Consider the following 26,258-nt stretch of genomic DNA (forward strand, 5'->3'; position numbering starts at 1 on the left):
TAGTCTATTTGCTACCAGTATGAAAAAGAACTGCTTAAATCGGGTGCAAAAGTAGGGGTTTTTGGGGAGAAAGACAAATTGGTGTGAGTATTAGGAGTTAGGAGTTGGGAGTTGGGAGTGAGAAGCGAGAAATGAGAAGCGAGGAGTTAAGAGGGCTGACGCATGTTTATACTGCCGGATGGCTCCTCACTCCTCGCTCCTCGCTCCTAACTCCTACTACTAGCACTTTCCCTGCAACTTTTCCCCGTGCCGGGCGGTTACGAACTAAACGCTGCCGGTTGAATTGTGAAAGCTCTTTCCTATCTAAATAAATACCTCCTAAAGTATAAATGGTACCTGATTTTGGGGACGGTGTTCACCATCATCTCCAACCTGTTCGGTATTTTTCCGGCGCAGCTGGTGCGCTATGCCCTGGATCTGGTGCGCGAAACGCTGGATATCTATTACCTCTACGATAAATCTCCGCTTCAGTCGTCGCTCTATGAGGTATTTACATTCAGCATTCTGCTGTTTGGTATACTCACGCTGGTCATGGCTTTGCTAAAAGGGTTTTTCCTGTTCCTGGTTCGGCAAACGCTTATTGTGATGTCGCGCCATGTGGAATATGACCTGAAAAACGAGATTTATAACCACTACCAGACGTTGCCCCTGAGCTTCTACCGGCAACACAACACCGGCGATTTGATGGCCCGGATTTCGGAAGATGTGAGCAAAGTGCGGATGTACGTCGGTCCCAGCATTATGTACGGGCTGAACCTGATCGTGCTGTTCATTCTGGTGATTACCTACATGGTAAGCATTAACGCCCGGTTGTCGCTGTATGTGCTACTGCCGCTGCCCGTGCTGTCGGTGGCGATTTATATTGTTAATAACATCATCATTCGTCGGTCAGAAGAAATTCAGCGGTCGTTGTCGCGGCTGTCTACTTATGTACAGGAAGCTTTTTCCGGGATTCGCGTCCTTAAAGCCTTTGTGCAGGAGAATAATTCGGCTGCAAAATTCGAGCTTGAGAGCGATGAATATCGCAACAAATCGTTGAGCCTGACGCGGGTCGATTCCCTGTTTTTTCCCATCGTGGCCATTCTGGTTGGGTTGAGTAACGTGCTGGTGATTTTCGTTGGTGGTCAGGAAATCCTCGCCGGTCGACTCACGCCGGGCAACATCACCGAGTTCATCCTGTACGTGAACATGCTTACCTGGCCGGTTATGGCCCTGGGCTGGACAACGAGCCAGACGCAGCGGGCAGCCGCATCGCAGGAGCGTATCAACGAATTCCTGAACATCAAAACCGACATTGTGTCGCAGAAGAATATTCAGCATACCATCAACGGCGAAATCGAGTTTAAAAACGTGCGTTTCGTGTACCCTGACTCGGGCATCACGGCCATCAAGAACTTCTCGATGCATGTCCGGGCGGGCGAAACGGTGGCTATTCTGGGCACGACCGGTTCCGGCAAAAGTACGCTGGCGAACTTGCTAACGCGCATGTATGACGTAAGTTCGGGTGAGATTCGGGTCGATGGTATCCCGATCAAAGACTACAACCTGACCTCGCTGCGGGAGCAGATGGGCTACGTGCCGCAGGATGTTTTCCTGTTCTCCGAAACGATCAGCAACAATGTTCGCTTCGGTAAGCCCGATCTGCCACAGGAGCGCGTGGAGCAGGCCATCCGCGATGCCGATCTGTACCAGAATGTACTGGAGTTTCCGGAGCAGTTCGATACACGCGTTGGTGAGCGGGGGGTTACCCTGTCGGGTGGGCAGAAACAGCGGTTGAGTATTGCCCGCGCCATTGCCCGTAATCCTAAAATTCTGATTCTGGACGACTGCCTTTCGGCGGTGGATACCAACACGGAGAACATCATCCTGAATAATCTCCAGCGCATCATGGCCGACCGGACATCGGTCGTGATTTCGCACCGCGTTTCATCTGCGAAACTAGCCGACTTCATCATCATGCTGGACGACGGCGACATTATCGAGCAGGGCACCCACGACGACCTGCTGGCAAAGAACGGAGCTTACCGCGAACTGTATGAAAAACAGTTGCAAACGGAAGAAGCGTAAAGATTTAAAGATTTCGATATACAATTCAGGAAAGGGCGGAGGTCGTTAGAATCTCCGCCCTTTTTTCGTTTTTTAACAGGCTGTGTTCAACAACAAATTCACTATTTAATTCGGAAGTTGACGCCTATGCTTCCCTGCCATCCGCTGTTATAGGGGGACAAATAGGCTTTCTGGAACTGGGTGCCTTCTACCATTGCTTCGATGGACCAGCGATTCCCCACCCGATAATGGGCACCTAGACCCGCATTGACCTGCCAGGCCGTTCCCTTAAACCCGGATAGCGTTTGATACGGGTTCGTTGGTTCCCTCCGACCGTAGGAACGCTGGCCATAGTTTGCCCCCACCTGACCAAACATAGCAAAACGGGTGCTGCGTAAAAAGTAATAACGCGTTGACAAACCACCCCCAAAATACCTGAAATGCGGCCCAATGTTCACGTAGCGACCTTCGGCCGCAACAGACCAGCCATCTTTCAGAAAGTACTGGATACGGGGTGTTGTATGGGCCACAGTACCCGGCCCACTCCCATAGCCGCCACCCGCATTGACGCCTACCATGATATGCCCCTGACCCAGCAAATCCTGCTGGTGCGCATCTGGCGATGATTGGGCAAATCCATAAACAGGCAGAAAGAGAGCCATTAATAATACATAACGTTTCATTGTATGGTCATAAATTAGTTTACCCGAAGATGCCGTAATTAATGACCGCGTTGTAAGTCGTTAAATTCTTTTAACATAAAAAGTTATCAGCTGTAGCGTGGCTGATAATCGACTGACCGGAAGCCGCCACGGAATCAGTTGAGTACACGCAAAATGTGCCTATAGAGTCGTAAACCGACGTTCAGCAGAAGGCGGAAAATCCCGGACATATTCCTTACAATAGAACAGGACAATCGGGCAGGGAACAGCGTCATAAAAGTGCTCACCTACGCTTCTTCCAGCACTTTCGTATCAATTTTTGTCATGTTGAGCATAGCCTGCATGGTGCGTTTTGATTTTTCGGGGTCTTTGTCGCCCAATAACCGACCCAACGACGCGGGGATGATTTGCCACGAAACGCCGAATTTATCCTTTAGCCAGCCACACTGGCCGGGCTCACCCCCTTCGCAGAGTTTTTCCCAGTACATGTCTACCTCTTCCTGTGTATCGCAGTGAACGAAGAGCGAAGTGCCCGAAGAGAATGTAAAGGACGGCCCGCCGTTCATGGCTATAAACTCCTGCCCATCCAGCTCAAAGCTAACCGACATAACGGTGTCTGAAGGCAAGCGCCGAATTCGAGTTACTTTCGAGTTTTTGAAAATGGACGTATAGAGCACTGCGGCTTCTTCGGCCTGGTCGTTAAACGTCAGGAAGGTGGTGATTTTCTGCATGTTGTTTACGGGTTATGTTCAGACAAATGTAGGGTATGCGCTTCTCGCAAAGACAGGGTGAAACCGACAAATAGTGGGTGTATTGCGACTATGTAGTACCGAACGGTTGGCACTACAAAACAGTCGCCAGTGGATACACGGCATCGTCGTTTACTAAACCATTCGGCCCGTGCGACTGGTAGTACGTGATCGACGCAACGCCCGCATCGGTGAGCGCCTGTAGACTTTGGCGAGTCCAGTCGGCCCCGAAGCTGGTTGTCTGGCGCGGGTCGGGGGGCTGGTTCAGGCGTTCGGTGGCGGCTCCGGCGCGGGTGGTGAAGCGCGACCGCAACGTTACCGGCGAAATATGAATGGGTTTACCTACGCTCAGGTTGCGGGCTGATGAAACAGTTTCCACCTGTCCGGCAATGTTTTCAAGTAAGGTCAGATCATCAAACGCATGAACTTGCGGATTAACTGAGTAAGCCACGAAATCAACCAGCGAAAAGTCGAACGGATTCCGGTTCAGTTCGGCGAAATTATCGTCGGTTCCACCCCCCACCAGGACGTCAGGCCAGTTGGTGCGCAAGACCGGGACAAGCGCCTGTAAGAGTTCCGTTGAGGTGGTTAACGTCGCGGCATTGTACACGATAATCGAATGAACGGCTGCGTTTTCTGTCTTCAATAGTTGCTGTAAAAGGCTTAGTTCATTCGCGGATTCGTCGCCGAAAAATACGGCCAGTTCCAGCGGAACCGTCAGCAACGTTGCATCCGCAATGGCGTTGATCAGCCGGGTTTGCCAGTCAGGCAGACTAAAGAAAATGTCGGCCCGCAGGTGCGAGAGGTTGAGTTTTTTCAACAAAGCCGCTTCGGTAGCCGTCAACGGTGGGCCGTCGGTGCGCTGTCCGACCCCAACCTGCGGTCTGGTTGAAGTGGAGTTGTCCGACCGTGGAGTTACCTCAATGGGCGCCATTTCGGCCGGGATTTCCCGTTTCGATTGACTGAATACAATACGGTGGCTGAACACGTCACCGGTCTGTACCGTCACCGGGAAAGGTCTGGAAAGGGGAGTCGAATAGGTTTTGAAGGAGGCATCGGTCCAGTTGCGCTGGTCTTCCGTTTCGAACACATCGCCCGAAAAATCAAGTTGCCAGGTACCGCCGGAAGCGGGTCGCCAGCGCAGGGTCTGGATATTTAGAAATGGTTGATGCGGGCTAATGTAGGTTGGGAAATGGGCGTTTGTGTACTGTCCGTCCGGGGCAATCAACTCAGCGGGTTGCCCCGAAACGCCCTCAATTGGATGCAGCACACATAGCCCAACCCGGTTTTTTCGGAAGGTGTTTAGGGCGTTGCCCGACCAATCGACTGTAATTGTCCCGTCAGCTTCGCCCTCGATGGTAACTTTGCCCGTCATTTGAATGCCGAGGTCGTTTGTTTGCCAGTCGTACTGAATATGAAAGGAATCGTTTGTTTGCCCGATCACTTCGTTAGTGAACGTAAGTGCGGCCGTAAGCCAATTATGATCGCGAATGGCGAAGTAGATCATTCGGACAAGTTCCGTTTCGTCGAGCGAAATGTAGCGCAGAAATCCGTTTTCGTAACGAACGTTAACAGGACCAGCGTGTAAGATATGAGACATAGAGGAGTAGATTTGTCGTTTTCGGAGATAAGGCAGGCGGTTTATTAACAGGTAAAAGTAGACCATCCGACACTTTAGTTTACCTACCAATGTGTTTATAAGGTAATACCTAAACCAATGAAAAACACCTTCCTGCTACTCTTACTCATTTTTACTCAAACGCTGGTACTGGCGCAGCAGCCGTTCTCGGGCGGACGCCTGAAAGTGTCCGACAATAAACGGTACCTGGTTCATCAGGATGGCAGCCCGTTTTTCTGGCTAGGCGATACGGCCTGGGAACTCTTCCACCGCCTGAACCGCGAAGAAGCCGACCAGTACCTCAAACGCCGGGCCGAACAGGGTTTCACGGTTGTACAAGCGGTAGCGCTGGCCGAGTTCGACGGCCTCAAAGAGCCGAATCCCTATGGCGAAGTACCACTCGTGGATAATGACCCAACCAAACCCAACGAAGCCTATTTCAAACACGTCGATTTCATTATCGACAAAGCGGCTCAGTACGGAATTGTCGTTGCCTTTTTGCCTACTTGGGGGGATAAAGTTTTTAAAAGTTCGTGGGGGCAGGGACCGGAAATTTTTAACCCGGCCAACGCAAAGGTCTATGGGCGTTATCTGGGCAATCGCTACAAAAACCGCGAAAACATCGTTTGGGTACTCGGGGGCGACCGCCAGCCCCGCGACGGATCGTCGGATGTAGAGCTATGGCGAGCTATGGCCACCGGTATCCAGGAGGCCGTTGGCGGGGCCGATAAAGCTCTGATGACCTACCACCCGCAGCCCAATGGTCTCGACGGGGGCGCATCGAAGTGGTTTAAGAATGATGCGTGGTTCGATTTCAACATGCACCAGAACGGCCACTGCCGTAACAACAGCCCATATGACAACATCACGGTGTCGTATAACAACCAGCCCGTGAAGCCGACGATGGATGCCGAACCGATTTACGAAGACCATCCGGTTTGTTTTAACGCGAAAGACCTGGGTACCTCCAACGCCTATGATGTGCGGCTGTATGCTTATCTGGATCTCTTTGCTGGTGCCCACGGACATACCTATGGCTGCCACGACATCTGGCAGATGTACAGTGCCAAACGACCCGCCGTGAACAACCCGCATATTTTCTGGCAGGAAGCCCTCGACCTTCCCGGAGCGAACCAGATGAAACACGTTCGGCGGTTGATGACCGCCCGCCCGCTGCTGGCCCGCATACCCGATCAGTCGCTAATCGTTGAAAACAACCTCGGCCCCGCCGAACGGATTCAGGCTACGCGGGGTGCCGATTATGCCTTTGTGTATTCGGCCGCTGGAAAGCCGTTTACGGTCAATCCGGGGAAAATTTCGGGCAAAAGTATTACCGCAACCTGGTTCGATCCGCGTTCGGGAAAAACGCAGTCGGCGGGCTCGTTCGACAACCAGAAGCCCATGCAGTTTAAACCACCCACGCAGGGTTACGGGCAGGATTGGATACTGGTGCTGGACGACGCGACTAAAAACTATGCGGCTTTGTAACGCTCATTCAATTATCGAATCATGAAATCACTCTGTCAAATCTGTTTCGTACTTAGTATAACTGGCTATGCCTTTATGGGGCTACCCACTTTTGCTCAATCGCCGGAAAAAGCGGTGTCTTTATTTGACGGCAAAACCCTGAAGGGCTGGAAGACGGTCGATCCGGCCCACCAAAAACTATGGTCCGTAGCCGACAGCATGATCATGAGCGGTGACGGCATCCATAAAATACCGGAAAATACTTACTTACATACGCTAAAAGAGTACGGCGATTTTGAATTTCGCTGCCTGTTTCGCTTGCACGGCGATCCGAAAACGGGCATGATCAACAGCGGCATTCAGTACCGATCTGTGCTGGAAGGTGGCAAAATAGTGGGGTATCAGGCCGACATTGGCAACGGTTTTTGGGGTGATTTGTACGACGAGCACCGCCGGGAAAAACTCGTGAGTGGCGATCTGCGAACGCTCAGACATCTCCTGAAAGAAGACGGCTGGAACAGCTACATCATCCGCTGCAAAGGCAACCGTCATGAACTCTACATCAACGGCGTTAAAACCTGCGACTACATCGAGAAGGACAGCAAAATCCCGAATAAAGGCGTCATCGCCGTGCAGATTCACAGCGGGGGAGTGGCGCAGGTCGAGTTTCGGGATTTAGTAATTGTGGAGTTGTGAAGATACCACCCCTAATCAGTAGGAAATTCAATTCATCTAGTTTCATAGATAAACGTATTTACATTCACCGGCTTACGACTTATTTCCAATGAACAGGTCTTATCTAGTCATCCTTTTTGTTTGCGCTGCCCTCGCCCTGTCCAGCCCATATAGCCTCGCCCAATCGACCAAAGCCAAACCGGCGGCTCAGGCCACGGAGAAGGTTGATCGTGAATACGCAATGGAGGCCACCATGCTCGGTTATTTCTCGAAAGACGGTGCCCGCAACCCTACGCTGAAAGCCAACAAAGGCGACCGCGTTCGGATTACCATTACCAACGGCGAGCAGATGACGCACGATATATCACTGGAGAAACTGGGTCTAAAAAGTAAGTCGATCAACGATAAGGGTGCCAGTACCAGCATCACCTTCACCGCCGATAAAAGTGATACTTATTATTGCTCGGTTCCGGGCCACCGCGCGGCTGGCATGGTCGGTAATTTCGAGGTAGTTGAAGGTTCGTTAGCCACGGCCACCGTTGCCGGACAGCTGCCGACGAAAAACGGGAAGCCGCTCAACCTGAATTTCGAAACGGGTACCCTGGCCGACTGGACCGCTACCGGCGACGCGTTTACCAACCCGCTCGTCGATCAGGACCCGTCGCCGGTACACGATAAAGAGATGCACATTGGTTTCGACGGGAAGTATTTTTTGAGCAGCGGAGGTACTGTCAACTATAAGCAAACGGGTACGTTGACGTCGGTTCCATTCACCGTCACCCAGCCGTTTGCTGCGTTCAAAGTGTCGGGGGGCGCGTTGCTGGATACGCGGGTCGAACTGGTGCAGGCCAACACGGACAAGGTTATTTTTCACAGTACCGGGCAGGGGCGGGCTACCCTTCAGCCGGTCGTGGTCGATTTGAAATCGTATCTGAATCAGGAAATCTTTATCCGAATCATCGACAACGAAACGGGTATTTCGCAGATTCCCTACATCGCGAATGATAAACTGGCGCATATCAATTTTGATGATTTTCAGTTCTATGCCACCCGACCGATTTTTCCCAACGAGCTGAACCAGAAGGATATTATCATTCTGCCACCACTGGACCCCGTCCTTCATGCCGGACTGTCGGGCATCGAAGCGGCCAAAGTCATGACGTTGCCCAAGGGCTTCACGATTACGCTGGGAGCGGCTGAACCAGATGTTGTTAAACCAATTTGCTTTACGCTCGACCCTCGTGGTCGGCTTTGGGTAGTTGAAGGGCATACGTATCCCGTTCCGGCACCGGAAGGACAAGGCCGGGACCGCATTCTTATTCTGGAAGATACCAATGGCGATGGCACGCTGGACAGTCGGAAGGTCTTTGCCGAAGGGCTTAATCTGGTCAGTGGTATTGAAGTGGGCATGGGGGGCGTGTGGCTGGGCGCGGCTCCGTACCTGTTGTTCATTCCCGCTGATTTTAAGACTGATAAACCGCTGGGACCACCTCAGAAAATGCTCGACGGTTGGGGTACCGACGATACTCACGAAGTACTGAATAGCCTCCGCTGGGGACCCGACGGCTGGCTCTACGGCACCCACGGCGTGTTTACGCACTCTAACGTTGGCAAGCCCGGCGCCCCTGATTCGGAGCGGACGAAACTGAACGCTGGTGTCTGGCGATTTCACCCGACTACACACCAGTTTGAGTTATTTTCTGAAGGCACCAGCAATCCCTGGGGGCTCGATTTCAACGATTACGGCCACGCGTTCGTAACGGCCTGCGTAATTCCGCACATGTACAACATGATCCAGGGCGGACGATATTTCCGGCAGGCGGGTAAGCATTTCAATCCCTATACCTACGATGACATTAAAACCCACGCCGATCACGTACACTGGGTGGGCGAGCGGGGGCCACATGCCGGTAACTTTCGGTCGGCTTCGGCGGGTGGTGGTCATGCCCATTCGGGCGCTATGATCTATCTGGGGGGCGACAGTTGGCCGAAGGAGTATCGGAACGATATTTTTATGAACAACATCAACGGGGCCAAGCTGAACAACGACCACCCCGTTCGGGCCGGGTCGGGGTACATGGTTACGCACAAGCCGGATTTTCTGACCATGAACGATTCCTGGTCGCAGTGGCTGAATATGAAGTACGACCCCAGCGGTTCGGTCTGGGCCATTGACTGGTACGACAAAAATCAGTGCCACAGTCCAAACCCGGATGTGCATAACAAAACGATGGGCCGGATTTTCAAAATCACCCACGAAAACGACAAATGGGTTAAGGTCGATCTGGCCAGAGCGTCGGACATGGAACTGGTCAATTACCAGCTAAACGCCAACGAATGGTACGTACGGCAAGCCCGAACCATTTTGCAGGAGCGTGGTCCGAACAAAAAAGTACATAAAGCGCTGAAGGAAATCCTGGCGAAAAATCCTGATCCGACCCGGAAGCTTCGGGCTCTGTGGGCGTTGCATGTGACAAAGGGACTTTCTGAAAAAGAATTGACCGATTTGTTGTCGAATGAAAGTGACTACGTACGGAGCTGGGCCATCCAGTTGTTGACAGAGGGTAAGAATGTATCGCCCGAAACCCTGAAGCGCTTTGCGGCTCTGGCCCAAAACGACAACTCGGCCCTTGTTCGGCTGTATCTGACCTCAGCCATGCTTCGACTGGACCCCGCTCAGCGGTGGGATGTGATGGACGCGCTCGTTCAGAAAGTGCAGGACAAGGACGACCACAATCTGCCGTTAATGGTGTGGTATGCTTCTGAACCCCTGGCTGCTGTCGACATGAAGCGGGCGCTGGAAATGGCCCAGAAGTCGAAGATGCCGAAGCAGTTATCCTACACTATTCAGCGCATCGGGGCCATGGGTACCGACGAAGCAAAGAAGTTGCTGAAAGAGCTGAATGACCGCGTGGGTAAACTCGACCATTCGCACGAGTAACCAAGGGCTGTCCGGTAACCGAGGGCTACCTGTAACGGGGGCTTTACCCGAGGGCTGTCCGGTACCCGAGGGCTACACCCCCGGATATCCACAGTCAACCCCTTCGGGGTTGTTATGTGATAGCCAACAACTCGACAACCCCGAAGGGGTTGACTGTGATTAACCGGGGGCATAGCCCTCGGACCACGACCACGACCACGATGATGGCCACGATATCACCATGAGCACGACCACAACCAACACCAAACTCCACCTACATACCATCCTCCTCGCCTGTTGCCTAACCAGCGCATACGGCCAGGAGGCAAAGCCGCTGTTCAAGGTGCGCCAACAGCAGGCAGAAAACACACCCACACGAGCGACGGCAACACCCGTCGTTCCGGCAGGCGATTTCAAAAAGACCACCCTCACCCGCGATTTTATCTCGGAAGGCGTAGCTGTGGCCGACCTGAACAAAGACGGACGCATGGATATTGTGGCGGGTTATTATTGGTTCGAAGCCCCCAACTGGACGCGCCATGAAATGGCTCCTTCCCGTACGTTCGACCCCCGAAAGGAGTACAGCGAATCGTTTCTTAACCTAGGCATGGATGTCAACCTCGACGGTTGGGACGATGTCGTCATTATCGACTTCCCCGGCAAACCCGCTTTCTGGTTCGAGAATCCAAAGAATAAATCCACATCAGGTGAGTGGAAAAAGCACATCATTGCCGATTCTGTTGGCATTGCCAATGAATCACCCGGGTTTATCGACATTGACGGCGATGGCCGGCTCGATATTCTATGTGGCGATAAGGACAAGAAGCAGATTGTCTGGCTAAAGCCACCATCGAAACCCGGCGAGACGGAATGGACACGCTACCCGTTAAGCACAGAAAACGTGCCCGGCACGGAGATATTTTCGCACGGGATCGGCTATGGCGATGTGGACAAAGACGGTATTAAAGACGTCGTGATTCGGGATGGCTGGTTCAAAGGAACGGCTGACAATAAATCTGGCAACTGGGTCTTTCACCCGGCTAATCTGGGCGAACCCTGCTCACACATGCAGGTGCTGGACGTGAACGGCGACGGAAAAATGGACGTCGTCAGTGCATCGGCACACGCGCTGGGTATCTGGTGGCACGAGCAGGTCATAGATGAGCAGGGGGCCATTAACTTCAAAACCCACCTCATGAGCAACACCACCGCCCAAACCCACTCGTCCATCATGGCCGACCTCAACGGCGACGGCCGCGCCGACTACATCACCGGCAAACGCTTTCTGGCCCATCACGGCCGTGATCCTGGCGACAGCGATCCGGGTATCCTGCTCTGGTTTGAATTCACCCCCGGCAAGGCCCCCTATTACAAAGAGCACGTCATCGACAACGACTCCGGCGCGGGCCTCAACATCGTAGCGCACGACATGAACGGCGACCGCAAACCCGATATCGTTATCGCCAATAAGAACGGCGTTTTCCTGTTCGAGAACAAGGTGAAGAAGTAGGGGTACTCACTCCACAACCCACCATCCGTAACTCTCCGGCTCAATCTCCACCGTCAGCTCAACCTCATAATTCCGGTTTAGCTTATGTATTTTTGCCTTGCCTTCGCCCTGCCGAATGGTCGCCGTTTCGCGCAGGCCGGTGTAGTACAAGGGTAGCTTGATGGTGCGGGTGATTTTTGTTTTTAACGGGTTGAACAGCATGACAAGTCCTTTCTCTTTACCCGTGGGGCTCACATGCATGAATCCGTCCCAGTCGCGACCGTCGGCCCGGCGTAGGTGAATCAGGTCGGCGTTGAGGATGGGGCGGTATTTTTTGTACCAGCTAATCACCTCCGTTACGGTCTGTTTGGTGGCGTCAGTATCGTAGAGACGCGGGCCACGGTAGCAGGCCTGCACACCCGCGCCGTAATACTGCATCATCAGCTGTTTGTAGTCGGTCAGGTGTTCGCTGAGGGGTTCCAGCACGGCTTCCGGGCCACCGCCCTGGTATTTGGTGAGGGGCACAAATCCCCAGCCCATCGCGGGCGTTTTCTCCCAGGTTCCGTCGAAGATGTTCTGCCGGTTCAGGATTTTCTGCTGCTCGCGGGAGAGCGAAAAGTTGACCTCCCGATAACCTAGCCCAATTTTGTTGCTGCCGTCCATGAAATACCAGTCGGGGGCGTTGATGTACACCCCTTTCTCGTTCAGGAATCGGTAAAACCCTTTCTGCATCTCCATTTGCACCCACTGCGAATCGTCCAGCCCTTTGTGGCCGGGGTGTTTGGTCGAGGCACACACATCGCCGGGGTAGGGGCCGTCGTGTTCGAGCAGGTCGAAACCAGTTTCGGTGATGAACTTCTTCAGGCTGTTCAGGTAATTGATGCCCCATTTACTCGCCAGACAGGGCGCGTTTCCGAAGAAAGCCCCTTTGTCGGGGAGACCGGTTTTTGGGTCGATCACGTCGTTCTCATCGTCGATCCGCCGACTGCTGAACAGTGAGTAGCCGCCCAGCAAAATGCCCTTCGCGTGGGCATAATCGGCCAGTTCTTTGAATTTTTTGATGTTCGCGTCGCTGGCGTCTTCCATGTTCAGGCCACTGCCGAAACTGAGAATCACCATCTCGTAGCCCGTTTCGACGCACTGATCGATGGCCCGCTTAACAATGACCGGGTCGGTGCTGACGAGGTGCATGAAAATGGGGTTCTGCGTTGTCCAGGGCGTGACAGTCTTGTAGAACTGCCGACGTGCCAGCCCGTTTCTCTCCCGATCGTAACTATCCAGCAGCAGTTCGAACGTGCGGATGGAGGTGTACGTCTGTCCCGGTTCGGCTTCAACGCCAACGCCGAGACCCGGATATACTTCCAGCACGCAGGGCGTTTCGTAGTTGTAATTAACCTGTGAGGTGTACAGCGAATCCGTTTTCCAGTGCGTCGCCTGATCAGAGAGGTCGTACCGCATAGCGTTGTTGAAGGCGAAGTTATTCTCGATGTAGATTCGCTGCGGCTTCTTCATCTGCTCGGGCTTACCCACCACGGCCGATTCTTCTTCCGGAGTTGCCAGAATTTCATTGACGACCTGGTTGATATGAAGCCCTTTCTGCGATTTATTCGAGATGGTTACCCACTTGCTGAGGGCAGGCAGTCCATCGTAAAGCGCGTAGTGAACCGCAACGTCGATGCCCAGCAAACCAGGCTGTTTCGAGGCAAAGTGCAGGGTAAGTTCCTGGCCGGTGGGTTGCTTTCGGTTGAGTGTCCAGGTGCGGGATTGCCAGTTGATATACGGTTGTATCGGAGAAACGGTGAAGGATGTATACTGAAAATCGGCCGGATTGGCGGTGAAGCCATCGAGCCATTCTTCACGCAGGTAAGCCCGCTCTCTCTGGCCATACAGCCCGCCAACGGCATAGGTTTTCCCGTTCAGCGTCACCCGCGCTTCGGGGCCTACTGCCCGGATGAACTGTTCATTGGTGGATAAATTCTGAAAATCGACTGTTGCCAGATTGGGGCTGATCCGAAACCGACGGCTAATAAGGCCATTGGCTAACACTAAATCTCTGCCGCCGTTGGTCTGAAAAACCCCAGCCTTCTGCGTAACGGGTGTAATGAGCCAGTCCGTTTTGACAGGCGTGGGCTTGTAGATGGGTAAGGTGTTGATTTGGGCAAAGCCACTTTGGGCCATAAGCCAGCAGCCTACGAGCCAAATTTTGCTATTCATTCTCTTCTGGTTTAGGATGTTAAGCGCGAAGCCGCTAATGAAAGCCCTAAATAAGAAGAATAAATTGGAAGAATGTTAGTAGAGTAGATTTTGTCTGGGCCAAGCTATAGCTTGGCCTTGAACTTAAGTATCAAATGTATAAGACCAAGCTGGAACTTGGCCCAGACAACGCATCAAAATATGCAAGCCTCTAACAGGACATCAGTTAACGCAATCGGTAACAAAAAAGGCCGACCCATTTAGATCGGCCTCGCTGGCTAAGCATGTTGGCCTTTATGCTTACCCTCTCGTATTTCCTCGATCATTTTGCGGTTGAAAGCCGGAATGTCGTCGGGTTTGCGGCTCGTGACCAGGCCCTGATCGGTTACTACCTCTTCGTCGACCCAGTTAGCACCGGCGTTGATAAGATCCGTTTTAATCGATGGATAAGAAGTTAGTTTACGTCCGTTCACCACACCCGCTTCAATGAGCATGATTGGCGCGTGACAGATAGCGGCTACCGGCTTCTGCGATTCAAAGAAATGCTTAACAAACTGCACCGCTTTGGGTTCTGTGCGGAGTTTATCCGGGTTCAATACGCCACCGGGCAATAACAGTGCGTCATACTGGTTTGGGTCGGCAGCGGCCAGCGGTAGGTCGACCGGGAAGCTGTCGCCCCATTCGGTTTCGTCCCAGCCTTTTACCTCGCCCCCGTTCGGCGCAATCAGGTGCGTGGTAGCCCCAGCCTCCTGTAAGGCTTTGCGGGGTTCGGTCATTTCGACCTGTTCAAAGCCATCGGTTAGCAGAATCGCCACCTTCTTTCCCTGCAATCGTTGCTGCGTTTCCATAATACGTTGAGAATTTAGTTCTGCTTTTATCAACTCATGAACTAAGAAGAAGGTTATCCAATTATTTCCTGAAAAGGATTACCAAATGAGTAATTTATGTCGATGTAGTTATTTGTTAATAGTCAAACCACAAATTCCGCTATCGGCTGGCATAACTCACTAAACACACCTTAACAACCTGTTTTTGGTTACGTTTGTATTATGGATTCTAAATCATGCGAGAAGGCAACCGGTGCAATTGCCGATAAATACCGGCTCTCGATTTTACTGGAACTGGCGCAGCGCGAAAGCATGACGCCTTCTGATATTCAGGAATTGACCGGCCTCTCCCAACCCTGCGTTTCACACCACGTTAGACTGTTGACGGAGAGCGAGTTAGTGATCGCTGCCAAAGAAGGAAGAAACGTTTATCTACGCCTGAACAAAAATACGACACGGCAATTGTCGGACTTCCTGTCTAAACTGACATAAAATTTTCTTAAAAACATTTAAACTTTTAAATATTTGGTTTGGTTTTCTGTCCGTATATGAAAATCAAACCCGTAGATATACGGACCCTACCAATGGCACAAAAACTTTTTTCGGCGGCTACGCTGGGTAACCTGACGCTTCAGAATCAGATTGTTATGGCTCCCATGACCCGGAACCGCGCCACAACTGATCATGCTGTAACCGACATCATGACCACTTATTATGAACAACGGGCATCGGCCGGTCTAATCATAACGGAGGGTATTGCGCCCTCACCTAATGGCAATGGCTACGCCCGTGTTCCGGGGCTTTACACAAAAGAGCAGATAGCAGGCTGGAAAAACGTTACCGATGCGGTTCATGCCAAAGGAGGTAAAATCTTCGCCCAATTGATGCACAGCGGGCGTATTGGCCACCCCGTCAACATGCACGAGAATGGCGAAGTTATCGCACCGTCGGCCATTGCTGCGGCCGGGCAGATCTACACCGATACAGACGGTATGCTCGACCACCCAACGCCACGCGCATTGACTACGGAAGAAGTGAAACAGACGGTTCAGGAGTTTGTACAGGCCGCCAAAAACGCCATTGAAGCCGGTTTCGACGGGGTGGAAATTCACGGCGCAAACGGCTATCTGGTCGAGCAGTTTTTGCGGTCAACATCGAACCAGCGTACCGACGAATACGGCGGCTCTGCGGAAAATAATGCCCGCTTTGCGCTGGAAATTGCCGAGCAGATTTCGGCCGCTATCGGGAAAGAGAAGACGGGGATTCGCCTGTCGCCTTATGGTGTATTCAACGATATGCCCTACTCACCGGATGATGACAAGATTTACCATTACGTAGCCCAAAAGCTGTCGGATTACGTCGTGTACGTTCATTTGGTCGATCACGAGTCGATGGGCGCACCGGCGGTCGATCCGGCCATTGTAGAGGCTATCCGGAAAAATTATACGGGTGCGCTGATTCTGAGCGGAGGCTATGATGCCGAGCGGGCAGAAGCGGCTCTGACGAGCGGAAAAGCGGATTTGATCGCTATCGGTCGGCCGTTTATTGCCAATCCCGATCTGGTGGAGCGTCTGAAAACGGGTGCGGAATTAAACCAACCCGACTTCTCGACCTTCTACACCCCCGGCGAAAAAGGCTACACCGATTACCCAGTGCTGGAAGAAGCAAGGGCGTAAGTGATATGAGGAGTTAGGAGTTAGAAGCGAGGAGTTAGGAGGGCTTACGCATGTTGTCCTGCCGGATGGCTCCTCACTCCTCGCTACTAACTCCTCGCTCCTCATACCAAAACTGCCTTCAATATCTGCTCTAAAATAATCCGTCCGTCGGTATTGCCGAGAACGGGGTCGGCGGCTCGTTCGGGGTGGGGCATCATGCCGAAAACGTTCTTGTTCTTGTTGGCTACGCCCGCAATATTTTCAAGGCTTCCATTGGCATTAGACGCTTCGGTAACGATACCGTTTTCGTCGCAATACCGGAATAGCACCTGGTTGTTATCGTTCAACGACTTCAAGGTATCGGCGTCGGCAAAATACCGGCCATCACCGTGCGCAATGGGTATTTTATACGCAGGCTTTTCCAGACCCGCCGTCAGCAGAGCGTCGATCGACTCGGGTTTCAGATAAATGTTCTTGCAAACGTATTTCTGACTGCTGTTCTGCAGCAGAACGCCCGGTACCAGTCGGGCTTCGGCCAGAATCTGGAAACCGTTGCAGATACCCATCAGGTAGCCGCCCCGGTTGGCGTGGGCAATCACCTCGTTCATGATCGGCGAAAAACGCGCTATGGCACCCGTCCGGAGATAGTCGCCATAGGAGAAACCGCCCGGCAGAATAATGAAATCGCAGCCTTGCAGATCATGATCTTTATGCCAGAGTTTTACGACTTCCTGGTCCATCAGTTCCAGTGCATCGACTGCGTCCTGATCGCAGTTGGAACCGGGAAAAACAACAACGCCAAATTTCATAGCGGGAGAATTGCTAAATCGAAGTAATACACAAAGATAGCAGTTCAGCCGCTACTTCGGGCAATCAATTTTTGGGAAATGGAGCATAGGGAGAGCACTTACTACACCTATTTCACTCACTTTACTTACTACACCCACCCCTCCTCCCTTTACGCCCTTTCCCCTATCTTTACAGGATGCAATTGCTCTTTCATCGGGTCGATCTTCGCCTGAACCATACCTTTACCATTGCGCACGACAGCCGCGACGTACAGCCAACCCTTCTAGTCGAGTTACGGGACGGTGTGTACAGCGGCTTTGGCGAAGCTACCGCAACCCGTTATTACGGCATCACGATTGATGGTATGGTGGCCGCTCTCGAATCCCTTCGGCACACCATCGAAAGCTACACGCTGACTAATCCCGAAACGTTCTGGGCCGATATGCAGCCGCATCTGGCGCAAAATCCGTTTGCCCTTTGTGCGCTCGATCAGGCCGCGTGGGACTTGTGGGGCAAGCAGCAGCAACAACCGCTCTATAAGCTCTGGAACCTGGACCCGGCCAACGCACCCCTGACCGATTATACCATTGGCCTCGACACACCCGAGCGGATGGTCGAAAAAATGCAGGAACGCCCGTGGCCATTGTATAAAATCAAGTTAGGTCGGCCAGACAAAGATATAACCCTCGTTACGACCCTCCGTGAGCATACCGATGCTGTGTTTCGGGTAGATGCCAATTGCGGATGGACGGCGGCTGATGCGATAAAAAAATCGCGGGTATTGAAGGAACTGGGCGTCGAATTTATCGAACAGCCGCTACCCGCCGATGACTGGGCCGGTGCAAAGCTTGTTTATGAGCAAAGTGCCTTACCCATCATTGCCGATGAAAGCTGCATAGTCGAAAGTGATGTTGACCATTGCGCGGGGTATTTCCACGGCGTCAATATCAAGCTGACCAAGTGCGGTGGCCTAACCCCCGCCCGGCGCATGATCAGCCGCGCCCGCGAACTGGGCCTGCGCGTCATGGTTGGCTGCATGACCGAATCGAGCGTGGGGATTTCGGCCATTGCGCAACTGCTTCCGTTACTCGATTATGCCGATCTGGATGGGGCCATGCTCATCGGAAATGACCCTGCTACGGGTGTTACGTTCGACAATGGTCACGTTGTCTATGCCACCGAAAATGGAACCGGGGTGAACCTGCTGGTGAGCGAATGAACGAGCGAATCCACATCGACCACCTGCCGAACCGGACCATCGCCCATAACGGTACGGATTACCTTTTCTTTAGCGGCACCGCCTACCTGGGGATGCCCCAGCACCCCGGCTTTCAACAACTGGTGGCCCAAAGCATGAGCCGCTACGGGACGGTTTTCGGTAGTTCCCGAAATGGGAATCTGCGGCTCGGCGTTTACGAAGAGGCCGAAGCCAAACTGGCGACGCGAACTGGTGCCGGGGCAGCGTTGACGCTCTCGTCGGGTATGATGGCCGGGCAGGTTATTGTTAACTGGCTTCGCAAAGAGCAGACTACGTTCATATATGCGCCCGGTGCGCACCCGGCCCTTTGGGACTCGCCGGTGGTTTCATTGCCGCAGCTCTCGTTTGCCAACTGGACGGCCCAACTTACCACCCAGCTACAGGCGCTCGACGCCGGACCGGTGGCTATTCTGATGAACTCGCTCGACGCGGTCTGCTCGGATTATTACGATTTTGCCTGGCTAAACGACCTCCCCGATGATAGACACATTACCTTGGTCGTCGACGATTCGCACGGGATCGGGGTGCTCAACAACGGGCGGGGTATCTGGCCGCAACTCTCTTTGTCGGAGAACCGCCGAAACGGACCGATTCGGGTACTGGTTACGGCATCGCTGGCGAAAGCAATGGGCTTACCCGGCGGGGCTGTTTTCTCGGATTCGGACACGATAGCCAGTTTGCGCGAAACGGCCTTTTTCGGTGCCTGTTCGCCCATGGCTCCGGCTTGTCTGGATGCTTATCTGCGTGCCGATGCGCTGTACGCCGAACGGCAGGAGCAACTTCAACGGAACATTCGTCTGGCCGAAGAGCACTTACTCCCTTCCGGCCTGTTCCGCCACGCTACGGGCTACCCGGTGTTCTATACCGAACACGACGAACTATACGCCCGGTTACTCGCCCATAACATACTTATTTACTCCTTTGCGTACCCGACCGCTGCCGACCGGGCCAACACGCGCATCGTGATCAGTGCGTTTCATGAACCGGCAGATATTGAGCAGGTTGCCCGGCGGTTGATATAGCTATTTCAGGCTGGACAGGAAGTTCAGACTGGGCACCATCTGCTCCATCGAACGCGATGACTCGTCTTCGATGAAAAAGTGCTTCACGCCCGATTTTTTGGCCTGTTTCATGATCGCGGCAATACCGACGTCGCCTTGCCCGAGGGTCACGTTCGATTCCACATCCGAGTGGCCGGTGTTGCTGTCCGGGGTGCCGGGTTTGCGGTCTTTCAGGTGCATGAGCACAAACCGCTTCGGGTATTTTTGCAGGAGCGCTACAGGATCATAGCCGGGGGCTTTTACCCAGAATACATCCATTTCAAAAGAAACAGATTTTGGATCAAGGTTTTCGGCCAGGTAGTCGAAGAACGTACCGTCCTTGTAGGTTTGAAATTCGTAGCCGTGGTTGTGGTAACAGAACGTAATCCCGTTTTCGGCCAGCAGCTTTCCCGCGGTGTTGAACACGTCGATGGCCCGGTCGGCTTCGTAAAGCGTCAGAACATCGGTAGCATGGGGAATCCAGGTGCAGACTACGTATTTAGCCCCCAGTGCTTTGGCTTCGGCCAGCACCTTCGGTACGTTATTATCCAGGTCCTCGAAGCTCGCTCCGGTACTAATGGCTTTTATACCGTTCTGATCCAGCAATTTGCGGAAATCCGGTAAACTCAGCCCATAGGTCCCGGCAATTTCGGCTTCCCGAAAGCCCATTTCTTTCACTTTAGCCATCGTTCCCGGCACATCTTTCGCAAACTGAGTCCGGAAACTGTACAACTGTAGACCTACTGGAGCTGGTTTCTGCGCCAGTGAAAGCAGATTGCAAAGCAGCAGACCGGCAAGTAGCAATGTAGATTTTGTGTTCATGGAGTGAAGGTTTGTTAAGGGCGTAAACATCGAACAATAAACTATTTACCCGTTTGGGTGGTAAACGTACTTTCAAAAATCTTGTCGGCGTTGCCCGTTTCGAAGCCTTCGCGCCTGTGCTGTCGGGTAATCTGATCGGCGGGGAGGTGCTGAAACTCGGGCAAAATACGCCGTTCGGCAAATTCAACGTACGAACCCGCAATGCGGAACGTATCGGCAGGCGAACCAGCGACCCCGGCAAACTCAGCGTCGATCATCTGCGCCACGGTAGACGCCTGCCGTAAGCCGCCATCCGGACTTACTTTTATGGTGCCGCCCGCCGAGTTGAGCCGTAAGCCGTTGCTCTCCAGAAAGGCTACAAACTCGTCGATGGTGTTGTAGCCCGGCTTCAGGTTATGGACGCTGATGGTAAAATGATTCAGGTAATAGCGGTTGTAGATCACCCAGGCGGCATATTCGCTTTCGGCCAGCAGGGTCTGGTAGTCGGCCAGGGTGGGCGTTTGCCAGAGGGGCTGGTGCAGAAAGCGGTCAACGGCTTCGGCATCGTCCAGATCCAGCGAATCGACGGGGTCGCTCGTGACCGTATCTGTGTAGTTGTGAATGATGCGCTGCGCTTTGTCCGATAGCTCGTGCACGCGCAGTTCACTCACGAAAATGCGGGGGTAATGAGGGGCCGGAGGGCTATACCAGTAAGCCGTTAGTTTCTTACCGATAAAATTGAACTCGTCCCGGCGTTCGTAGCCGTAATGCGCGAAAATCTTCCCGAACGAAGCCAGCCCCATATTCGGCACGCCCATCGTCCGAAAGGCAATATGGTCGTTCTCGATCTCTTCTGCCGACTGGATAATGCCCGTAGCGATCATGGCGTCAATAACTTTATGCACATCGGGAACGCGCTCGCTGTATCGGCTCATGAGGCCGTCCAGCACGGCGTCGAGGGTTTGGGTAGTTGGTGAAGTAGTCATGGTTGTTGGCGCAAACAGGCTCCGGCTGTTTGATTGATAGACAAATTTAACTTCTGTCATAACAAACAGCCGGAGCCTGTTTGGGCCTTAATTGTCAATTTTCACGCCACTGGCTTCGTGCCAGAATCACCTCTTTACCCGATTCGGTTTGAACGATTCGGTGTAATAGCATGTCGGCCGTTTCGGTAGCGGTTTGAACGTCCAGCCAATCGTGCCAATGGCTTTCGGTCCTGTAAACTAAATCAATTTCGGCAATTTCCCGCGTTTGCAGGGTATCGGTGTTTATGGATTCGATCAGCCACTGCACATACGCCACATTGTTGACATGTTGATTCTGGTCGATGCTCAGCCACCCCACCTCAACCGGCCTGGTTTCTGACGGAATAAACGGTACTATCTGGAAGTCAGGCTTGAGCGGGAGCGTGGGTAATGGGTCAACATTGGTGGGCGGACTCAGTTGGCGTATGAAGTCGGGGAGGGGCACCATACTTCGTTTTTCTATGCTGAACACCAGCCAGATGCTGCCTGCATCGGCCAGCAACGTACCGTCTTCGGCCAGCACCCGAAAGTCGCGGTGAATGAAGTATTTCTCTACCGTAGTGGGGTAGGTCATCAACTGAATCGTATCGCCGTAGCGCGGGTATTGGTGCATACGCAGGCAAAAGCGCATTAGCATCCAGCCAAAGCCCTTTTGGCCCAAATCGGCAATGCCAATGCCGTAGTCAATCGCGTTGCGGTTGGCCGATTCCTGCATCAGGTTCATCAGAGCCGGTAGGCTCATCCGCCCGGAGGCATCGCACTCGTAGCCCCGTAGTGTAAAGGTATCTGTTTGAATAAACGCCATGCTGCAAAGAACGACAGAACGCGGATTGGTAGGATTAAACGGAGGCAAATATTAGCATGTAATTGGCTCGGCTGTAGGAACAATACCGGGCCTTTCGTTTAGACTTAGTTTTTTTTGTATTGTACCGGACCGCATCCTGCTGTCCAGCCGTCAGGCTAATTCTTTCAACAATATTGCATGCCATTTTAGCCTGACGGCTGGACAGCAGGATGCGGTCCGGTACATTAATCAATAAACCTAGTTTACAGGGTCTTCAGGAAAAATAAAAATACCGGCTTTTCTGCTTTCTTTTGCCGGTAGTCGGCCAACTTAATCAATCAAATTGCTGATAACGAACACATTTCTTCTATGACGATCTGGTATATCATGGATTTGGTTGGCACGGGTGTCTTTGCGATTTCGGGGGCTTTATCGGCACTCAGCAAAAAGATGTACCACGACCTGTTTGGCCTCTTTTTTATCGGGTTCGTTACGGCCGTGGGCGGTGGTACCCTGCGCGATATCATCATCGGAGCCCATCCGCTGGCCTGGATACGCGATCCCAATTACCTGATCGTCATCCTGAGCAGCGTTCTGTTGGCTATCCTCTGCCGGAAGTGGTGGCTGGGGGCTTTGCAGCGGCCCCTGCTTGTTTTTGATACCCTGGGCATAGGGATTTACACCATACTGGGTATGCAGAAAGCGCTGGCCCTGGGCGTTAACGATTGGGCTTCTATTTTGCTGGGTATTATTTCGGCCTTGTTTGGGGGCGTCATTCGGGATACGCTGGTCAACGATCTCCCCCTTATTTTCAGTAAGCAACTGTACGCTACACCCTGTCTGGCGGGTGCCCTTCTCTATCTGTTTGGCCGGTCGCTCCCAATCGACCCAAACGTAACCTTTATTGCATCAGTCACCCTGATCACGCTGTTTCGGCTCGTGGCCATCCGTAAAAACTGGGCGTTGCCACAGATTCGATAGCGATAAAGCAACGTATTGTTGTCTTTTCTTTTCCCTTTTACAGGCTGATAAATAGCCCAAATGCTTGTTTTTGACTACTAGATGATCAACTTTTTGGTTGATTTCGTCCGGCGAAATGGTGATTTCAGACAGGAAAAGCTTGAAAAGATTGTTTTTGTGTGGACTTGAATTTTAATTCGTATTTATGGTAGATATGGTTACATATTGCTTTGCCAAAAATAGTGCCTATCCCTATAGCTAACATCCACACTCGCTTATGACACTGTCAGTTGAAAGTTTCAGTCAAGGTCTGGTTGATCTAACTCCCGGCGAATGGAAAGTACTCTTTTGGGTAGCCGATGACTTAACGACGACTGAGATTGCCGAAAAACTAACCCTAACGCCAAAAAGTGTTGAGAACTACCGCACACGTATTGGGCGTAAACTGAATATACAAGGGCATCACAAACTGGCCCAGTTTGCGCGGAAGTACGCTGGCGACCTGCGTGAATGGCATGATGAGTTGTTACGGGCGTTACCCCCCCCCTAAAAACAAAATAAAGTTACATAGAGGTAACGATTGATTTGACGTGAAACTATTAATCAACTGATTGTGAGAAATTTTCTCCAAAATTGAGGGGTTTTCCCTCTTTCGCCGTGTATACCAGCCGAATACCTTTGACACAGAAAAAGCCCCACGACAGTTTGGCGACCGGACGCGGGGCTTTGAAGAAGTTCAATGTTTCACCACTAAACGCAGTAAAGTTAATGAAAAATCTACGCTTGTACTTTTTATCGAAAAGAAAGCCTTTTAGTATTGTCGAAAGAGTAAGCGCCTTCCTCTTTGTATTGATAGCTTTATCCTGTGGAAGAACTAATACTGGCGATATAGCTCCAGATTCTCTTCTTACTGCAAAGCAGTATTCTTTAGTAATGTCTAAGGCACTATATAGTTCAATGCAATTGAGCAACTATAACCTTAAATCTACAAAAGCAGATTTCATATCTACTGTTAGTAAAGATGAAAACGATGTTATCCGTAATACGGCAAGTTCTCTTTCAAATAATGAACGATTTAACAACCTTTTTAATAGCCAGCCATTAGCAAACGCTAGAAGTTCAGCTAGCGATATTGGTAGTCTTAACCTAGATAATATTAAAACGGAACTCAACTCTCCTATTATTTCTGATAATGTTCGTAAAAAGATTATTCAGTTTGGGGGAAACTTAACAAGTCTTAAGACCAAACTAAACCAGAATAGCAGTACAGATCCAAACACGGTCAAATTCGAAGTTGGTCAACTAGTGTCTAATTTTGAAGACGATATAACAAAGGACGCTTCTTTATCATTAGATGAAAAAACAAAGATTTTCTCATTTACTATTCCACTTCATGATAATTTGGAAAATGTTAAACAGCTACTCACAGGCGTAAATAGTGGTGGACGTTTGGCGGCAAGCGCCCGTAGATGCTGGCTTTGTAATATAGTAAATGTCTTTGTTACAGTGGTTGTAGCCGTTGTAGTAGTCGCCGTAGCAGTTATAGTCATCGTTGCTGCTGCTGAGATACTAATTTCAGGTGATATAACGACATCTACATCTATTGCAGCAGGTGCTTTCGGTGCTGCAGTTGGTGCAATCCTAGGTGTTGTTTATGTGTTTACTCAAGATACTTGCTTACATATAGTCGATTACGGACAGACTGTTTATCCTGGTACATTGGTTGGATTCTCCGTTGCCCAGTGCTGACTAGCAGATTTTGAAGAGTGGCGTAATCGGGTTTATCACGCTACTCTTCACATCTGATATTATTAATCAAATCTATCTTTTATGAAAACTGGGCTTCTATTAACCTTAATAATTCTCTTTTTGTCTGATTTAGTGTATAGTCAGGAAAAAGATATCCCGAAAGACATGATCAAATCAAAAGTGGTTGTCAAAATGACGTTCGTACCATTTTTATTTGAAACTGTAGTCAGCGGATATTTTGACATAAACCAGCAAAAATTATCATTTACCCCATCGCCCTGTAGCGAAATCGATAAGAAATATTCATCCGTTTTCCCTTGTAATAATCACTTAATAAACAAAATAGATTTGAATTTTAGTGACATTGCTAAAATTAGCCGCCGTAGCTATTTATTTATTGTACCCAATAGAATTTTTATTAAAAAAGTAACAGGGGAGACATACTTATTCATAACTTCTAAAAGGAGGCATATTATTAATGCATATAAAAAATATAGACTGGAAAATTCGTCTATTGATCCGAAATAGCTAAGGTTTCTGAATATTGTGCCGACGTTATTCTCAAAATTATGCGAACGGCAGCTTTGTTTTTGCTCTTGGGGGCCTGTTTAATTGGATGTTGTGATCCTCAGAAAATGTCTGCTCCTTTTGCCTTTACTATACTGCATAAGAGCCAGACGGGAGTGAGTTGCCAAAAAGATAAAATGAGTGTTGTGTTTGCTGGTGATGTAAATCACAAACAGCTTTCCTGAAAATACAGCTTGAACAGGGAGGGCGTATCCAAAAAAATATTCATAAAGACTCTCTACGTTTCTTTATAACTTCATCGCTAAGTGAGCCTTTGTGGTCTTTTAACACATCACGCGGTTTTCGGAATGAGAAATTATTCATCGTTAGCCGTTTGGATTCTGGCTTTTTGGTCGGGTCTTCCAGGAAGGTGACAATGACCTTCGTCTCATTCTCAAACGGAACTTTGTCGTGCAGGTAAACTTGGCCATTTTGATAGATACCCTCAACCGCGACTAGCATAGGCTTTAGTTTTTATCAACTATACAACAAAACTCCCCCGTCGCGTTTGACCGCAGCGGGGGAGCTTTTGTTGGTGATGATTAACGACTACTGGGCCGTCGAGGTCGGCGTTGCGTTGTCTTTGGTACCGTAGCGCTTGCGGAACTTGTCCACACGACCGGCGGTATCGAGCAGTACGTTCTTGCCCGTGTAGAACGGGTGCGACTGCGAGCTAACTTCAATTTTAACGAGCGGATAGGTCTGTCCTTCGTACTCGATTGTATCTCTTGTTTGAACCGTAGAGCGGGTCAGAAATTTGTAGTCGCTCGACAGGTCGTGGAATACCACTTCGCGGTAGTCCGGGTGAATGCCCTTTTTCATGATTAATCTCAGTTTCTTGTCATCTTCTCGGTTTCCGACCGAAAAGGATTGCAAAGGTACGGGGTTTGCGCCGAATAGCCAAGTCTTTTTTGGCTTCTTTTACGCGTTGATTATGAACGTTCTAAATCAGTACCGTTGCATAATATTGACTTGATGAAGGCT

At 51.2% G+C, this 26,258-nt stretch carries 24 protein-coding genes; 13 read left to right on the forward strand and 11 right to left on the reverse strand.

Annotated features, from left to right (window positions below; genetic code table 11):
* Window positions 1-285 precede the first annotated feature (285 nt).
* Window positions 286-2,067, forward strand: coding sequence for an ABC transporter ATP-binding protein (locus tag CRO74_RS16465; RefSeq protein WP_097127170.1), 1,782 nt, complete (start codon window positions 286-288; stop codon window positions 2,065-2,067).
* Window positions 2,068-2,168: 101 nt separating this feature from the next.
* Here the strand turns inward: CRO74_RS16465 and CRO74_RS16470 are convergent, their stop codons facing one another.
* From CRO74_RS16470 to CRO74_RS16480, 3 genes are all read right to left on the reverse strand, one after another.
* On the reverse strand, window positions 2,169-2,729 hold the full coding sequence (locus CRO74_RS16470; RefSeq protein WP_097127171.1) for a hypothetical protein: 561 nt from the start codon (window positions 2,727-2,729) through the stop codon (window positions 2,169-2,171).
* Between the two features lie 266 nt (window positions 2,730-2,995).
* Window positions 2,996-3,439 (reverse strand): VOC family protein, encoded by a 444-nt coding sequence (locus CRO74_RS16475; RefSeq protein WP_097127172.1) that lies wholly within the window; start codon window positions 3,437-3,439, stop codon window positions 2,996-2,998.
* A gap of 112 nt (window positions 3,440-3,551) precedes the next feature.
* The gene (locus CRO74_RS16480) at window positions 3,552-5,057 is read right to left on the reverse strand and encodes a D-apionate lactonase family protein (protein WP_097128633.1); all 1,506 of its coding nucleotides are present in this window, start codon (window positions 5,055-5,057) and stop codon (window positions 3,552-3,554) included.
* Between the two features lie 117 nt (window positions 5,058-5,174).
* On the opposite strand from CRO74_RS16480, the gene CRO74_RS16485 reads away from it, so the two are divergent.
* The 4 genes from CRO74_RS16485 (at window position 5,175) to CRO74_RS16500 (ending at window position 11,647) form a co-directional block, all read left to right on the forward strand.
* Window positions 5,175-6,563 (forward strand): glycoside hydrolase family 140 protein, encoded by a 1,389-nt coding sequence (locus CRO74_RS16485; protein WP_097127173.1) that lies wholly within the window; start codon window positions 5,175-5,177, stop codon window positions 6,561-6,563.
* A gap of 21 nt (window positions 6,564-6,584) precedes the next feature.
* Window positions 6,585-7,238: a 3-keto-disaccharide hydrolase gene (locus tag CRO74_RS16490; RefSeq protein ID WP_245877882.1), complete on the forward strand. Its 654-nt coding sequence runs from the start codon at window positions 6,585-6,587 to the stop codon at window positions 7,236-7,238.
* Between the two features lie 88 nt (window positions 7,239-7,326).
* Window positions 7,327-10,158 carry a PVC-type heme-binding CxxCH protein gene (locus CRO74_RS16495; RefSeq protein WP_097127174.1) on the forward strand — a complete coding sequence of 944 codons (2,832 nt, stop codon included), beginning with the start codon at window positions 7,327-7,329 and terminating at the stop codon, window positions 10,156-10,158.
* Between the two features lie 220 nt (window positions 10,159-10,378).
* The gene (locus CRO74_RS16500) at window positions 10,379-11,647 is read left to right on the forward strand and encodes an FG-GAP repeat domain-containing protein (protein ID WP_097127175.1); all 1,269 of its coding nucleotides are present in this window, start codon (window positions 10,379-10,381) and stop codon (window positions 11,645-11,647) included.
* 6 nt (window positions 11,648-11,653) lie between these two features.
* Here the strand turns inward: CRO74_RS16500 and CRO74_RS16505 are convergent, their stop codons facing one another.
* On the reverse strand, window positions 11,654-13,840 hold the full coding sequence (locus tag CRO74_RS16505; protein WP_097127176.1) for an alpha-galactosidase: 2,187 nt from the start codon (window positions 13,838-13,840) through the stop codon (window positions 11,654-11,656).
* Between the two features lie 257 nt (window positions 13,841-14,097).
* Window positions 14,098-14,667: a type 1 glutamine amidotransferase domain-containing protein gene (locus CRO74_RS16510; protein ID WP_097127177.1), complete on the reverse strand. Its 570-nt coding sequence runs from the start codon at window positions 14,665-14,667 to the stop codon at window positions 14,098-14,100.
* A gap of 201 nt (window positions 14,668-14,868) precedes the next feature.
* On the opposite strand from CRO74_RS16510, the gene CRO74_RS16515 reads away from it, so the two are divergent.
* Window positions 14,869-15,138: an ArsR/SmtB family transcription factor gene (locus CRO74_RS16515; RefSeq protein WP_012930789.1), complete on the forward strand. Its 270-nt coding sequence runs from the start codon at window positions 14,869-14,871 to the stop codon at window positions 15,136-15,138.
* Between the two features lie 92 nt (window positions 15,139-15,230).
* Window positions 15,231-16,322: an alkene reductase gene (locus CRO74_RS16520; protein ID WP_097128635.1), complete on the forward strand. Its 1,092-nt coding sequence runs from the start codon at window positions 15,231-15,233 to the stop codon at window positions 16,320-16,322.
* A gap of 101 nt (window positions 16,323-16,423) precedes the next feature.
* Here the strand turns inward: CRO74_RS16520 and purQ are convergent, their stop codons facing one another.
* Window positions 16,424-17,110: a phosphoribosylformylglycinamidine synthase subunit PurQ gene (purQ, locus tag CRO74_RS16525; protein ID WP_097127178.1), complete on the reverse strand. Its 687-nt coding sequence runs from the start codon at window positions 17,108-17,110 to the stop codon at window positions 16,424-16,426.
* Window positions 17,111-17,286: 176 nt separating this feature from the next.
* Between purQ and CRO74_RS16530 the strand changes: the two genes are divergently transcribed.
* Window positions 17,287-18,309, forward strand: a complete 1,023-nt coding sequence (locus CRO74_RS16530) for a dipeptide epimerase (protein WP_097127179.1) — start codon at window positions 17,287-17,289, stop codon at window positions 18,307-18,309.
* Window positions 18,306-19,370 carry an aminotransferase class I/II-fold pyridoxal phosphate-dependent enzyme gene (locus CRO74_RS16535; protein ID WP_097127180.1) on the forward strand — a complete coding sequence of 355 codons (1,065 nt, stop codon included), beginning with the start codon at window positions 18,306-18,308 and terminating at the stop codon, window positions 19,368-19,370. The genes CRO74_RS16530 and CRO74_RS16535 overlap by 4 nt, the downstream gene beginning before the upstream one ends.
* Here CRO74_RS16535 and CRO74_RS16540 read toward each other — a convergent pair whose 3' ends face one another.
* The 3 genes from CRO74_RS16540 to CRO74_RS16550 form a co-directional block, all read right to left on the reverse strand.
* Entirely contained in the window at window positions 19,371-20,210 is an 840-nt protein-coding gene (locus CRO74_RS16540; RefSeq protein WP_097127181.1) for a sugar phosphate isomerase/epimerase family protein, read from the reverse strand.
* A gap of 41 nt (window positions 20,211-20,251) precedes the next feature.
* Window positions 20,252-21,175: a DUF1338 domain-containing protein gene (locus CRO74_RS16545; protein WP_097128636.1), complete on the reverse strand. Its 924-nt coding sequence runs from the start codon at window positions 21,173-21,175 to the stop codon at window positions 20,252-20,254.
* A 94-nt stretch (window positions 21,176-21,269) separates the two neighbouring features.
* A complete protein-coding gene (locus CRO74_RS16550; protein ID WP_097127182.1) occupies window positions 21,270-22,019 on the reverse strand; it encodes an acyl-[acyl-carrier-protein] thioesterase in 750 nt (249 codons plus the stop codon).
* Window positions 22,020-22,367: 348 nt separating this feature from the next.
* Here CRO74_RS16550 and CRO74_RS16560 point away from each other — a divergent pair, with 348 nt between their 5' ends.
* The 4 genes from CRO74_RS16560 (at window position 22,368) to CRO74_RS16575 (ending at window position 25,235) form a co-directional block, all read left to right on the forward strand.
* Window positions 22,368-22,979, forward strand: coding sequence for a trimeric intracellular cation channel family protein (locus CRO74_RS16560; RefSeq protein WP_097127184.1), 612 nt, complete (start codon window positions 22,368-22,370; stop codon window positions 22,977-22,979).
* A 256-nt stretch (window positions 22,980-23,235) separates the two neighbouring features.
* Window positions 23,236-23,508 (forward strand): helix-turn-helix domain-containing protein, encoded by a 273-nt coding sequence (locus CRO74_RS16565; RefSeq protein ID WP_097127185.1) that lies wholly within the window; start codon window positions 23,236-23,238, stop codon window positions 23,506-23,508.
* A gap of 218 nt (window positions 23,509-23,726) precedes the next feature.
* On the forward strand, window positions 23,727-24,707 hold the full coding sequence (locus CRO74_RS16570) for a hypothetical protein (protein WP_097127186.1): 981 nt from the start codon (window positions 23,727-23,729) through the stop codon (window positions 24,705-24,707).
* An 81-nt stretch (window positions 24,708-24,788) separates the two neighbouring features.
* The gene (locus CRO74_RS16575) at window positions 24,789-25,235 is read left to right on the forward strand and encodes a hypothetical protein (protein ID WP_097127187.1); all 447 of its coding nucleotides are present in this window, start codon (window positions 24,789-24,791) and stop codon (window positions 25,233-25,235) included.
* Between the two features lie 264 nt (window positions 25,236-25,499).
* Here CRO74_RS16575 and CRO74_RS16580 read toward each other — a convergent pair whose 3' ends face one another.
* Both CRO74_RS16580 and CRO74_RS16585 read right to left on the reverse strand, forming a co-directional pair.
* Window positions 25,500-25,736, reverse strand: coding sequence for a hypothetical protein (locus CRO74_RS16580; RefSeq protein WP_097127188.1), 237 nt, complete (start codon window positions 25,734-25,736; stop codon window positions 25,500-25,502).
* 87 nt (window positions 25,737-25,823) lie between these two features.
* Window positions 25,824-26,096, reverse strand: a complete 273-nt coding sequence (locus CRO74_RS16585) for a type B 50S ribosomal protein L31 (RefSeq protein ID WP_097127189.1) — start codon at window positions 26,094-26,096, stop codon at window positions 25,824-25,826.
* Window positions 26,097-26,258 lie beyond the last annotated feature (162 nt).

It is taken from the genome of Spirosoma fluviale, from assembly GCF_900230225.1.
GTDB classification, from domain to species: Bacteria; Bacteroidota; Bacteroidia; order Cytophagales; family Spirosomataceae; genus Spirosoma; species Spirosoma fluviale.